General features: G+C 65.8%; 14 protein-coding genes. 7 read left to right on the top strand and 7 right to left on the bottom strand.

Features of this window, described 5'->3' with window-relative positions; translation table 11 throughout:
- Positions 1 to 90 precede the first annotated feature (90 nt).
- Positions 91 to 861, bottom strand: coding sequence for a peptidylprolyl isomerase (locus tag Q7514_RS01875; protein ID WP_330131568.1), 771 nt, complete (start codon positions 859 to 861; stop codon positions 91 to 93).
- Positions 861 to 1,733 carry a peptidylprolyl isomerase gene (locus tag Q7514_RS01870; protein WP_330131567.1) on the bottom strand — a complete coding sequence of 291 codons (873 nt, stop codon included), beginning with the start codon at positions 1,731 to 1,733 and terminating at the stop codon, positions 861 to 863. The genes Q7514_RS01875 and Q7514_RS01870 overlap by 1 nt, the downstream gene beginning before the upstream one ends.
- Before the next feature lie 149 nt (positions 1,734 to 1,882).
- Here Q7514_RS01870 and Q7514_RS01865 point away from each other — a divergent pair, with 149 nt between their 5' ends.
- From Q7514_RS01865 to Q7514_RS01855, 3 genes are all read left to right on the top strand, one after another.
- The gene (locus Q7514_RS01865; RefSeq protein ID WP_330131983.1) at positions 1,883 to 2,566 is read left to right on the top strand and encodes an MBL fold metallo-hydrolase; all 684 of its coding nucleotides are present in this window, start codon (positions 1,883 to 1,885) and stop codon (positions 2,564 to 2,566) included.
- Positions 2,567 to 2,627: 61 nt separating this feature from the next.
- The gene (hisS, locus tag Q7514_RS01860; RefSeq protein ID WP_330131566.1) at positions 2,628 to 3,902 is read left to right on the top strand and encodes a histidine--tRNA ligase; all 1,275 of its coding nucleotides are present in this window, start codon (positions 2,628 to 2,630) and stop codon (positions 3,900 to 3,902) included.
- Positions 3,903 to 3,987: 85 nt separating this feature from the next.
- The gene (locus Q7514_RS01855) at positions 3,988 to 4,542 is read left to right on the top strand and encodes a hypothetical protein (RefSeq protein WP_330131982.1); all 555 of its coding nucleotides are present in this window, start codon (positions 3,988 to 3,990) and stop codon (positions 4,540 to 4,542) included.
- Between the two features lie 76 nt (positions 4,543 to 4,618).
- Here Q7514_RS01855 and Q7514_RS01850 read toward each other — a convergent pair whose 3' ends face one another.
- On the bottom strand, positions 4,619 to 5,845 hold the full coding sequence (locus Q7514_RS01850; RefSeq protein WP_330131565.1) for a hypothetical protein: 1,227 nt from the start codon (positions 5,843 to 5,845) through the stop codon (positions 4,619 to 4,621).
- On the bottom strand, positions 5,842 to 6,180 hold the full coding sequence (locus Q7514_RS01845) for a type VII secretion target (protein ID WP_330131564.1): 339 nt from the start codon (positions 6,178 to 6,180) through the stop codon (positions 5,842 to 5,844). Before Q7514_RS01845 ends, Q7514_RS01850 begins: the two co-directional genes overlap by 4 nt.
- Before the next feature lie 153 nt (positions 6,181 to 6,333).
- On the opposite strand from Q7514_RS01845, the gene Q7514_RS01840 reads away from it, so the two are divergent.
- Together Q7514_RS01840 and Q7514_RS01835 are read left to right on the top strand one after the other, a co-directional pair.
- Positions 6,334 to 7,353 carry an Rv2578c family radical SAM protein gene (locus Q7514_RS01840; RefSeq protein ID WP_330131563.1) on the top strand — a complete coding sequence of 340 codons (1,020 nt, stop codon included), beginning with the start codon at positions 6,334 to 6,336 and terminating at the stop codon, positions 7,351 to 7,353.
- Between the two features lie 65 nt (positions 7,354 to 7,418).
- The gene (locus tag Q7514_RS01835) at positions 7,419 to 7,673 is read left to right on the top strand and encodes a hypothetical protein (protein WP_330131562.1); all 255 of its coding nucleotides are present in this window, start codon (positions 7,419 to 7,421) and stop codon (positions 7,671 to 7,673) included.
- A gap of 18 nt (positions 7,674 to 7,691) precedes the next feature.
- On the opposite strand, the gene Q7514_RS01830 is transcribed toward Q7514_RS01835, so the two are convergent.
- Positions 7,692 to 8,246: a hypothetical protein gene (locus tag Q7514_RS01830; protein ID WP_330131561.1), complete on the bottom strand. Its 555-nt coding sequence runs from the start codon at positions 8,244 to 8,246 to the stop codon at positions 7,692 to 7,694.
- A gap of 27 nt (positions 8,247 to 8,273) precedes the next feature.
- Between Q7514_RS01830 and Q7514_RS01825 the strand changes: the two genes are divergently transcribed.
- The gene (locus tag Q7514_RS01825; RefSeq protein WP_330131560.1) at positions 8,274 to 8,786 is read left to right on the top strand and encodes a hypothetical protein; all 513 of its coding nucleotides are present in this window, start codon (positions 8,274 to 8,276) and stop codon (positions 8,784 to 8,786) included.
- A gap of 248 nt (positions 8,787 to 9,034) precedes the next feature.
- Here the strand turns inward: Q7514_RS01825 and mqo are convergent, their stop codons facing one another.
- Positions 9,035 to 10,438 carry a malate dehydrogenase (quinone) gene (gene mqo / locus Q7514_RS01820; RefSeq protein ID WP_330131559.1) on the bottom strand — a complete coding sequence of 468 codons (1,404 nt, stop codon included), beginning with the start codon at positions 10,436 to 10,438 and terminating at the stop codon, positions 9,035 to 9,037.
- 90 nt (positions 10,439 to 10,528) lie between these two features.
- Between mqo and Q7514_RS01815 the strand changes: the two genes are divergently transcribed.
- Positions 10,529 to 11,464 carry a LysR family transcriptional regulator gene (locus Q7514_RS01815; protein WP_330131558.1) on the top strand — a complete coding sequence of 312 codons (936 nt, stop codon included), beginning with the start codon at positions 10,529 to 10,531 and terminating at the stop codon, positions 11,462 to 11,464.
- A gap of 13 nt (positions 11,465 to 11,477) precedes the next feature.
- On the opposite strand, the gene Q7514_RS01810 is transcribed toward Q7514_RS01815, so the two are convergent.
- The gene (locus tag Q7514_RS01810; RefSeq protein WP_330131557.1) at positions 11,478 to 11,918 is read right to left on the bottom strand and encodes an acyl-CoA thioesterase; all 441 of its coding nucleotides are present in this window, start codon (positions 11,916 to 11,918) and stop codon (positions 11,478 to 11,480) included.
- Positions 11,919 to 11,947 lie beyond the last annotated feature (29 nt).

Raw genomic sequence — 11,947 nt, 5'->3', positions numbered from 1 at the left:
AACTGCACGCGGGCGATTCGGCCGCCGGCACAGAACACGGGTGCTCCCCGCCTGGTGGCGAGGAGCACCCCGTGCGTTCAGAGTTGTCGTCTACGACGAGACGGCCACCGATTCGATCTGGACAGGAAGGTTCGGGGCTCCGCCGCCGGCGGACATCGAACCGTCGTCGCCTGCAGCGGCGACCTCCTCGACGACTGCGAGGCCTGCTTCGTCGACCGTGCCGAACACCGTGTACATCGGAGGCAACTGCGAGTCCTCGTAGACGAGGAAGAACTGGCTACCGTTGCTTCCCGGCTGTCCGGTGTTGGCCATGGCGATCGTGCCGCGCGGGTAGACCACCGGCTGGCGCAGCTGCGGGGCACCCTGTGCGTAGAAGCTCTCCGGGTACTCGGTGTCGAAGCCGTAACCCGGGCCACCGGTACCGGTGCCCGTCGGGTCACCGCACTGAAGCACCTGCAGCCCCGGCGACGTCACGAGCCGGTGACAGGGGGTGTCGTCGAAATAGCCCTGCTCGGCGAGTGAGACGAAGCTGTTCACCGTGCACGGTGCGGACGCCCGATCCAACAGCAACCCGATGGGTCCGGCGCTCGTCGTCATCGATACCTCGGCGATTCCGGCCGCCGGCACGTCCGAGTCGGACGGCGGGGCCACATCCTTCGCGGCCTGTCCGTCCGGCGTGTAGGTGCACGAGACGGGGTCGCCGTCCGTGGGGCGCTCCGGCAGCACGCCCATCGCCGGCGGCTGCTCGGCTTCGGAGCTGATGGATGTGCTCGTGGTCTCGCTCTCGGAGTCATCGGCACAGCCGGCCAGCAGCAGGGCCAGGCCTGCGCCGGCGGCAACGGTGGTGCGCAATCGGATCATCAGTCCATCCTCACACTCGTGAGAGTTGTTTCGAGGGCCGGGGCGCCGTCCTGGCCGCCACCGGCAACTCCGTCCGCCGCGATCTTGTCGAGGGTCTGGAGCCCCGTCTCGTCGATCTCACCGAATACTGTGTACTGCGGTGGCAGGACGGAATCGCCGTACACCAGGAAGAACTGGCTCCCATTCGTCCCCGGTCCGGCGTTCGCCATCGCGAGGGTGCCGCGTTTGTAGGTCATCGGTTCCTGCGATGCGGGATCGTCGGCCGCGAACTGATCGGTGGGGAACTCGTTCGCGAACTGGTAGCCGGGACCACCGGACCCGGTCCCCGTCGGGTCGCCGCACTGCAGCACCTGCAGGCTGGGCGCCGTCGTCAGTCGGTGGCAGGTGGTGGCGTCGAAGTAGCCCTGCGCCGCGAGGGACAGGAAGCTGTTGACCGTGCACGGCGAATCATCGTTGTGCAGGATCAACCCGATGTTGCCCTGGGTCGTCTCGACACTGACGCTGATGTCGGTGTTGGCCTCGCCGGAGGTGAGGATCCCGTCGGTCCGCGGTGGCTCGACCGGCTTCGACGGTTCACGGCCGTCGGCCGGATACTCGCAGCTCACCGACTCGGCGAGAGCTTCGGCCCGGCCATCGGGCAGCGCCGGGTAGTCGGATTCGGAGGAGTCGGTTGCGGTGGTGTCGGTGGCGGTGTCCTCGGAGTCCCCGTTCACGGACCACAGGGCAGCGGCCACGCCGACCACCACGACGACCCCGAGTGCCGACAATCCGATAGTCAGACGACGCCGTTTGCGCTCGCGTTCCGCTCGGCGCTCGAGCTGACGCTCGAGTTTGCGTTTCGCGGCCTGGCGCCGCTGTGCATTGCTCGGCACTGCAGTTGTCCTCCCGTGAACCGATCGATGTGCTGGTGCCCGCGTTCAGGCCGAGTCGAGTTTGCCACCCCAACCTGAGAACGGGGCGTCAGGGCACAGCGCTTAGGCTGTACGAGACCACGAATGCCCACACCGTAGGAGCGATGCTCGTGCTCGTAACCGGATTTCCCGCGGGGATGTTCCAGACGAATTGCTACATCCTTGCGCAGGACAACGCGAAAGAGTGCGTCGTCGTCGACCCGGGCCAGGATGCCGCGGAGCCACTGATCGAGTTCCTCACCGGCTCCGACATGACGCCGCGTGCGGTGTTGCTCACACACGGTCACCTCGATCATGTCTGGTCCGCTCAGTCGGTTGCCGATCGGTTCTCGATCCCCACCTATATCCACCCGGACGATCGCCACATGCTCAGCGATCCCGGAGTGGGTTTGGGGTCCAGCCTTGCCCCATTGCTCGAGGGAACCACATTCACCGAGCCGCACGAGGTGATCGAACTCGCCGACGGCGACGAGATCGAGCACGCGGGCATCATGTTCGTCGTCGATCACACACCCGGGCACACCCAGGGCTCCGTCGTGCTGCGCACCCGCACGAGCAACCCGGACGGTGTCGAGTTCGACGTTGCCCTGACCGGCGACACGTTGTTCCAGGGATCGATCGGCCGTTCCGACCTGCCGGGCGGAAACCACGAGCAACTGCTCGAGTCGATCGCTGCGAAGCTGCTCGTGCTCGACGACACCACAGCGATCCTGCCTGGGCACGGCGGTTCCAGCACGATCGGGCAGGAACGGGCCTCGAACCCGTTCCTGGTCGGCCTCACCGGATCCCGCTGACAGCGGCTCCGCCCGGCTCTGCCCGGGGCCACGAATCTTCCGACGAGAGAAAGCAGCGACAGTGAGCAAGGCCTCCACGTTTTCGGCTCCCAAAGGCGTGCCCGATTACGTTCCCCCCCAGTCCGCCGAGTTCGTGGCGGTACGCGACGGTTTGATCCGAGCCGCGCGCCTGGCGGGATACGGGCATATCGAGCTGCCGATCTTCGAGGACACCGGACTGTTCGCGCGTGGTGTCGGTGAGTCGACCGATGTGGTCACCAAGGAGATGTACACGTTCGCCGATCGCGGTGATCGATCGGTGACGCTCCGACCCGAGGGCACCGCCGGCGTCATGCGTGCGGTGATCGAGCACGGCCTGGACCGCGGACAGCTGCCTGTCAAGTTGTCGTACTCGGGCCCGTTCTTCCGCTACGAACGACCCCAGGCGGGGCGCTATCGGCAGTTGCAGCAGGTCGGAGTCGAGGCGATCGGCATCGACGATCCGGCTCTCGACGCCGAGGTGATCGCCATTGCGGATTCGGGCTTCCGCGCTCTGGGGCTCGAGGGTTTCCGCCTCGAGCTCACTTCGCTGGGCGACGACACCTGCCGGCCGCAGTATCGGGAAAGGTTGCAGGAGTTCCTCTTCGGTCTTCCTCTCGATGAGGACACGCGTCGCCGTGCGGAGATCAATCCCCTACGGGTGCTCGACGACAAGCGTCCCGAGGTTCGGGAGATGACCGCCGACGCACCGCTGATGCTCGACCATCTGTCCGACACAGCGCAGGCGCACTTCGACGAGGTGCGCGCACACCTCGACGCGCTCGGCGTGCCGTACGTGGTCAACCCCCGCATGGTGCGCGGACTCGACTACTACACCAAGACCACGTTCGAGTTCGTGCACGACGGACTCGGCGCACAATCCGGGATCGGTGGCGGTGGCCGGTACGACGGACTCATGGAACAGCTCGGTGGACAGCCGTTGTCCGGCATCGGATTCGGGCTCGGCGTCGATCGCACGATCCTCGCCCTCGCCGCGGAGGGGAAGACGGCGGCCACCCCGGCACGGTGCGAGGTCTACGGCATTCCGATGGGCGATGCGGCAAAGGCCGCGCTCGTCCCCGTGGCACACCTGCTGAGGACCGCGGGAATCCGCGTCGACCTGGCGTACGGTGGGCGCGGTCTCAAGGGTGCGATGAAGGCGGCCGACAAGTCCGGTGCCGTCGTTGCCCTGGTGCTCGGCGACCGGGAACTCGAGCACGGCGAGATCGTGGTGAAGGATCTCCGCAACGGTGAGCAGGCGACGGTGCCGCTTGCCGAAGTCGTCGCGCGCGTGGGTGAGGCAGTTGACCTCGCCTGACGGTCGGCAAGCGCCGAAGCCGGACCCGGTTGCCCTCGATCTGATTCCGGCGCAGCTGTTGGTGCCGCGCGCCCGGAAACTCGCGATGCTGGCTGTTCTCGCGGGTCTGATAGTTGGCGCGGTCGTGTGGCTCGTTGCTCCGTGGTGGGTCGCGGCCCTGGTCGCCGCCGTCGTGGGTCTTGCGCCCGCTCTCGGCGCGTTCACCGCGACCAAGCGGCATATCCGACTCGACGGAACGATGATCACCGCGAGTGGACTGTTCCGATCACGCCGGGTCGAACTCGAGCACCTCGCGGGGATCGAACTCCTCGTGCGTGCGGCCCGGGTGTCGCAGGTCATCGTGCGGGTCAACGATGGCAGCCACGGACTGATCCTGGTCCCGGTGGCGTTGTACAGCGGCGAGGGTGGTCGTGAGCTGGATATCGTTGCACTACGGAGGTTGGCGGACGCTTTCTCGTCGAGTGAACTCGCGTCTGCGGCGGCGATTTCGTCGGTGCTCGTCGAGCAACTGCGCGCGGAAGCGCGCGGTGCCGGGCTGGGTGAACGCCCGTTGTATCGCGCGGTCGAACTGGCTCGCGCTGCGGGACGAGTTCCGCAGACGACACTGACCGATCATGAGGTGGCATCACTTCTCGAGTAGCCCTTCCGGATCTTCTCGGGATCCGGAAGGGTCGCCCTGAGTGAAAATTACCTCGGTGTGCTGACCGCCGGGCCGATCACCACTCGTCGTCGACGGCCCCGATCACCGCAGGGGTCACCAACGGCAGTTCGCCGACCACGTCGCTGCTGGTGCCGGAGGTGACGAGAATCCCGCGAGCACTGCGGTGTGCGGTGTCCTCGGCGCGGTTCGCTGCGGCCATAGGTGCGCCGCCGAGGACAGGGCCGCGGGCGGTCCCGGTGCCCGCGGTACCGGTTGCGCCTGCACCGGAGGCCGGTGCCATGGCGAAAGGTGTCCCGGCCGACGGTATCGCTGTCGCGCCGGCGTTCGCGGCACCGTAGCTGCCGACCGCACTGCCGTACGCCGTCCCCATACCTCCCGCGCCGAGACCTGCGGCACCGACACCCGACGTGACCGAGGTTGCCATCGTGGCGGCTGCGCCGGTGGGCGCGGTGGAGGTGGGGAGGGTCGAGACGGGCTCGCCGGCAGCGCCCGAGAGGAGCCCCCCGACGTGCGGCACCGTCCCCGAGACCGTGCTCGCGAGCGCGCCCGGATCGAGCGGAATCGAGGTCATGGCAGGTGCCGGCACCGGGATCGGGGGAATCAATGCATTCATCGCCACGGTGTGCCCGGCGAGTTCTCCGCGGGTGCGTGCGACGACGGCAAGCGCAGAACTGACGTGCTCGACGGCCGACGTGATCAGCGCCGCCTGGCCGGGCGGAGTCATGGCCACGGGGGCGGTCGCGACAGCAGAAGCGATGAAAGACTGTGCAATGCCGGTCAATTCAACATTCCCGCGCTCGACGGTAGCGGTCGCCGCGCGGGTCACTTGACCGATGAGATCGCCACGCTCACTCAATTCGTAGGATGCGAGCTGCGCCCTGGTCGAGTGATCGGCTGCCATGTCGGCGGCGGTGCCCTCCCACGATTCGGGAAGGGCGGACAGCGCCGATCGGCCGAGTGAGGCGGCGCCGTCGAGCAGCCGTGAACCCTGCTGCAGGATGGTCGAGGGATCGAGTGTCTCGCAGATACCGGTGCCGAACATGTTTCCGAGCTCGACGATGGGGCGGAGCAGTTCGTCGATCTGGGGCAGTGTGGGAACCGGAATGGACTGCAGCAGTTCCGCGATCGCTTCCTGTCCGGGTGCTGCCGGCGGCACGAAGGTGGGAAGCTCAGGAGCCGGTGGAAGCGGCATGTCGAGTACGGGCGCCACCGGCGATGCGCGCAAGGCGTCGAGCACGGTGGGGGAGACCTCGGGCGCCTGGATCGGCGCGATGGCGTTCACGCCAGGCTCCCATCGGAGCGTGCGAGCGCGATGGTGGTGGCGGCGTCGGTGTCGTCGTACGCGGCGGCTGCCTCATGTGCCGCAACGCCATTGGATGCGTACGCGAGAGTCAATTGCCCCACCGCACGCGTGTGTTCGCCCTGTGCAGCCGCGAAGGCTGCGAGAAAATCGGCGCCGATCAGTCCCATGGCGGGACTCAGAGACGCTACATTCGCACCCAGGTCCATCGATCCGGCACGCGCAACCTGTTCTGCTGCATGAAGATTGGCGCTTCCATACATTCGGACACCATCGGGAACCACCCGGATTCCGGCACCGGGAAACAAACCGCTCATCGAACCCCCCTCGATATCAACGTGAGGAGCACTTTAGCTCGAGGCGTCCGGCGGTGCGACCGGGACTCCGGGGTCGAGTGGACTGCGGTGTAGGTCGAACACCGATTCGAGGAAACGGTTGACACCCGCTCGTACGAGTGTTCGACTGTGGGTATGCGGTGGACGACGCAGGCGGTGGACGTAGACGACGGTGCGTTGCCCGGGCTCGAGCGCTCCGGTCTCGTGCGCCGTGTGCGGACACCCGAATTCGACGGCATCACCTTCCATGAGGTGTTGTGCAAGAGCGCGCTGAACAAGACACCCGAGGCGTCCCGCCTGCCGTTCGAGTACACGGTCAACACGTTCCGAGGTTGCAGTCACGCGTGCCGCTATTGTTTCGCGCGCCCCACGCACGAGTACCTCGACCTCGACGCCGGCCACGACTTCGACACCCAGCTCGTGGTCAAGACCAACGTCGCAGCCGTCCTTCGCCGAGAACTTGCGCGCAAGTCCTGGAAGCGCGAGCACGTTGCGCTCGGTACCAACACCGATCCGTATCAGCGCGCCGAGGGTCGATATCGGTTGATGCCGGGCGTCATCCGAGCTCTCGCGGAATCCGGCACCCCGTTCTCGATCTTGACGAAGGGCACGCTTCTCCGACGCGACCTGCCGCTGCTCACGCTCGCGTCGCATCAGGTCGACGTAAGTGTCTCCGTCTCGTTGGCGATCGGAGACCACGAACTGCAACAGATCGAACCGGGCACGCCGTCTCCGAAGGCCAGACTCGATCTCATTCGTGCGATCACCGATGCGGGGATGTCGTGTCATGTGATGGTTGCCCCGGTCATCCCGTACCTCACGGATTCGAAGCGGCACCTCGAGGGGCTCTTTGCCGACCTCTCAGCGGCGGGAGCGTCGGGGGTCACCGTGATCCCGATGCACCTGCGAGGATCCACGCGGGGGTGGTTCCTGTCGTGGTTGGGCACGGAGCATCCTGCTCTGCTGCCGCGGTACCGGCGACTCTATGGTCGGGGTGCCTATGTATCCCGGGAGTACACGCGCTGGCTCGATGCCCGGGTCGATCCGCTCGTCGAGCAGTACGGGCTGGGAGACAGGCGCTCGGGGCATCGAAGCGCCGAGGTACCGGATCGGTCTCAGGAGCCTATGCCGGTCGGTCCTCCGACGCTCTTCTGAGGTGTGAAACCTATCGAGGATACTGAGCGCATCCGTGCGCTGTTCCAACCACGAAAGAGGGAGCGATGACAACGACACTTGCCATTGACCCAAACGTCCGCGTGGAACGGAACGAGACGTACGCAGGCTTTGAGGATGTTTTGTCCGGTCGGCTTGGCGATGTCCACGAGGGCGACGTAGTCACTGTGACGGAGCCTGAGTCGGGACTCACGGGTCAGGGCACGGTTAGCCGCATCGACAGCATCAAGGAGCTTGTCTACATCGCGGTTGACTGGAAGTCACTGTCAATCGTCCAGCAGTCAGCTTTCTGCACAGCCTGAGTTCCACACCGATCTCTGTTACTGGAGCGCCCCGGTCAACCATAAGGTCGGCCGGGGCGATTTCGTTGGTCTGGTGCCGTCAACTCGCGTACTTGACGCCTGCTCCAGGCGCTCGCGCTCAACCCCAAATTCCGGGGCAAAATACAGTCGGACCAGCAGGGCGCCAGCGTCGGTCAAGACCACTGCACGCAGCGGATCAGGCAAAGGATGGTCCGCATGTTTCGCCTGCTTGTAAACCTCATTGAATGCTTCGGCCCATTCTTCACAGTTGTTGAATGCTGGGATCTCGTTCTGAGGGCTTCCTGCGATCACTTCTTTCACTGAGCAGTCCAGCGTTTCATGAATGCGCTTCAGATACTGGGGGAAAGAAAGACTCGTCCCTCGTCGCACCTGTCCTTCTCTCAGTGCAACTGAATATCCGAGAGCCTCAATCGATATAGCAGTCTGGATGAGCTGTTCCTCAACGGTGCTTCCTCGCTGATATTTCGACGCAACCAGTGGCCCGACAACTCGCGTCCATTCTTCGGGCTTACCGATCCACCGATGAAGGTTGCCTACGCCCGAATCGGCCAAGCTGAACAGTGATGGCGCTCATTGATCATGCTCGGGTTCCTGGGTCTGGCCGCTGCAGGTGTGCTCACCGTGATGTACCCGAATCTGATCGGGATGGAGAAGGCCGGTGTGGAGCGACGTCCCGCGGCTCTGGCGATCCTGCTCGTCGGTATCGCCGTGCTGATGATGGGTGCCTTGACCGGGTATCCGCTCCTCGCCGCGGGTGGCTGCGCGGTCTATCTTGTCGGGTGGATCGTGGTGGCAGGACCGCTGTTGCGCGGCGCCCTCTCACATCCGCCCGACGGCTTTGCTGCCGCGTCCGTGACCGCAGCGATGTTGTGGTTGTTCGGGTCGCTTGCGGGCCTGGCGATTGTGCTCGCGACCGGTCCGATGGACGCCGACCGGGCAACACTGATGACTGTTCCGTTCCTGGCCGGATTCGCGGCGCAGTTGCTGTTCGGCATTATGTGCCATCTGCTGCCCACGCTGATGGGCGGGGGACCCGCCGTCGTCGGTCGCGGCGTCGACAAGATGAATCGGTGGTGGGTCGTCGGGCGGTGATGTCGGGCGGACCGTCCCGACTACGTCCCGGCCACCCATCAGCGTGGGCTTCAGGCGACCTCCGCGTTGGCGTGCCTCGCTCTCGTCGCCGCCCTCATGTCAGGTATCGGTGGGAGTATCGGTGGTCAGGACGCATCCGCCGGTGTCACCCCGACCGGAACACCACCGAGGCCCACATCGAAGCGGTCGGGATGCGCTTCACACGGCGAGTTGGGCAGGGTCGTCGTCGGATGGGGAATGCAGCCGGATCACGCTGCGTCGTGTGACCGGTTCGGCATCCAGTTGCCGAGCGTGGATGCCCACGCGTCCTGCCGGTCCGGGAAGCACCGTGTGAGCAGATCGACCATGACCGCAGGGGCGATGGACGCTCCCGGCGACGCACCGAGAAGTCCCGCGATCGTCCCGTCGGCGCTCGTGACGAGCTCGGTTCCGAATGTCAGTACGCCGTGGCCGTGCTCGTCCGGCTTGATCAGCTGCGCGCGCTGTCCGGCCTGCATGAGGTACCAGTCGGCGGGATCCGCGCCCGGGTAGAACCGGAGAAGCTGCGCGAACTTGCGTTTCCTCGACGAGGCGAGTTGCCCGAGGAGGTACCGCACGAGGGCCAGGTTACGCACGCCGGCGGTGGCCATCACGGCGGCGTTGCGCAGGCGGATCGTGCGGAACAGGTCGGACAGCCGGCCGTGTCGGAGTAGCCGGGTGCTGAATGTTGCGTACGGTCCGAACATCAACGACCGCGTCCCGTCGACCACGCGCAGGTCGAGGTGCGGCACGGACATCGGCGGAGCACCGACGTCGGCCCGGCCGTAGACCTTTGCGTCGTGCCGTGCAACGACCACCGGGTTGTCGGTGCGGAAGAACTGTGCTCCGACGGGGAACACGGCGTATCCACGCACCTCCTCGACCTGAGCCTTCTGGAGCAACTCCAGTGCGTAGCCGCCGGCACCGACGAAGACGAACCGTGATGTGAGACGGAAACGTTGCCCACCTGTCCGATCTCGACCTGTGATCACCCACAGTCCGTCATCACGGCGGTGCAGCCGTGTGACTTCGTGGTGCAGACGTACGTCGGTGCCGCGGGTCGCGATGTCGTCGACGAGCCATCTGGTCAGTGCACCGAAATCGACGTCGGTGCCGGCGTGGTGGCGTGAGGCGGCCATGGGTCCGGTGTGGGTGCGGCCCTCGACCAGCAGGGGAGCCCACTCGCGGATGGTCTCGGGGTCCTCGGTGAATTCCATATCGGAGAACGTCGGCGATGTCCGCATGGTGTCGACCCGGGTGCACAGGTATTCGACGTCTCGTTCGCCGAACACGATGTCCATGTGCGGTGCGGGAGTGAGGAACTCCGGCATGGTGTCGTCGGCTGCCAGCGACGACCAGAACCGTCGGGAGAGGCGGAATCGGCGCGCGATGTCCTGCGCTGTCGCGCCGTCGGTGGCGTCGGGCATGTAGTTGAGTTCCGCGTAGCCGGAGTGTCCGGTGCCGGCGTTGTTCCATGCGCCGGAACTCTCACCGGCGATCTCGTCGAGGCGTTCGAGTAGGGCGACCGAGGCGTCGGGTTCGAGGCGGGACATCATGGCGCCGAGGGTGGCGGACATGATCCCGCCTCCGATCAGGACGACGTCGTGGATGGTGTCGAATGTGTTGTCGCTCATGGGAAACACTCCTTCTCTCGCTGGTGTCTCCAGCTTCCCCCGCAGGAATTGATCCGTCCAATGAGATATTTGGTGGATTATCATCGGAATATGGATGGATACAGGTCAGGTCGGATCGCCGAGATCGTGCCACTGCTCGCAGCGTTCGATACCGCCGCGACGGAGGGACACATCACTCACGCGGCCGCTGTCCTCGGTGTGCCGCAGTCGTCACTGAGCAGGCGACTGAAATCGCTCGAGCAGATCCTCGGGGTGGCGCTGTTCCAGCCGGTCGGTCGGGGTGTCGCATTGACCGCAGCGGGTCGCGATCTGCACGAACGGACCCGCGGGGCGCTCCGTGAGATCGACGACGCAGTTCACGTCGTGCGCAGCAACGCCGACCCGGACAGTGGATCGGTCCGGTTCGGGTTCCCTCTCACTCTCGGTCCGGTGAGTATTCCCTCGCTCCTCGCCGAATTCCACGACACCGCGCCGCTGATCAGGTTCGGTCTCGTCCAGGCCCACGGCGAAGCACTGTGCGCGATGGTCCGCGAGGGTCGCCTCGACCTCGCCGTCGTGATCCCGCCCCCGGACGACCTGCCGACCGTGCACCTCGGGACGCAACGCATCCTGCTCTACGTCGCGCCGTCGCACGAGCTGGCAGGGCGGACGCAGATCGACCTCGCCGAGCTCGCCGAGGAGCGCTTCATCGCGAACCCGCCCGACTACCATCTGCGGCAGCTCCTCGAGACCTGGTGTAAGGAAGCCGGTTTCGTGCCGCAGGTGGCGTTCGAGATCGGTGAGTTCGAGACTGCTCGTGCGCTCGTCGCTCAGGGGCTCGGTGTCGCACTGTTGCCGGTGTCCGAGCGCCGTGTCGTCGCCGACCCCGGCACCTCCCGCGACGACCCGGTAGGGATTCCCTTGGCAGGACACCGTGATCGCGACATCGGCCTGATCCGGGGGAACCACCGCCCGACTCCGGCCGTCGCGCGGTTGCACGATCACCTCGTGCGCAGAGCGGGAGCGTTCGTTTCCGGAGGACGGTGATCGGCAGAGTCGATCAGTTCGGGAGCTCGAGCAGATACTTGTCGAGCACAGCGCGCACCTCGTCGGAAATCGGCGCCGCACCACCTTCCGGTTTCGTGCCGACATCGATGGAGGTCGCCAGCGCCACGCATCGGCCGTGCTGGAACAGTGCTGAGCCGAGTACCAGCGACGAGGTACCCACCTTCGACACGCCGGTGGAGATCACGACCTCGTGTGGGTAGAAGACCTCGGCGAGATAATCGATCTCGATCCGGGCCAGCACCGCGCGTTCGAACGCGGGTCCGCCGAGAGCGGAGGTGAGTTCCTCCATCACGAGGACACGGGCCTGCTCGAAGTATCGGGCGATCGAGACGTTGTTGACGTGCCCGAGCGCGTCGACGTCTCCGAACAACGGAGTGACCGTACGGCGCAGCGGATACAGGTCCTGCGACAGTCGTCGCGGATCGTGGCGCATCGGGGTTCGGCCTCTCGCGTGCAGGTGGG

It is taken from the genome of Rhodococcus artemisiae (assembly GCF_036327795.1).
GTDB lineage: Bacteria > Actinomycetota > Actinomycetes > Mycobacteriales > Mycobacteriaceae > Rhodococcus > Rhodococcus artemisiae.
The sequence above is the reverse complement of the archived record's forward strand: the minus strand, read 5'-3'. Positions and strand labels throughout refer to the sequence as shown.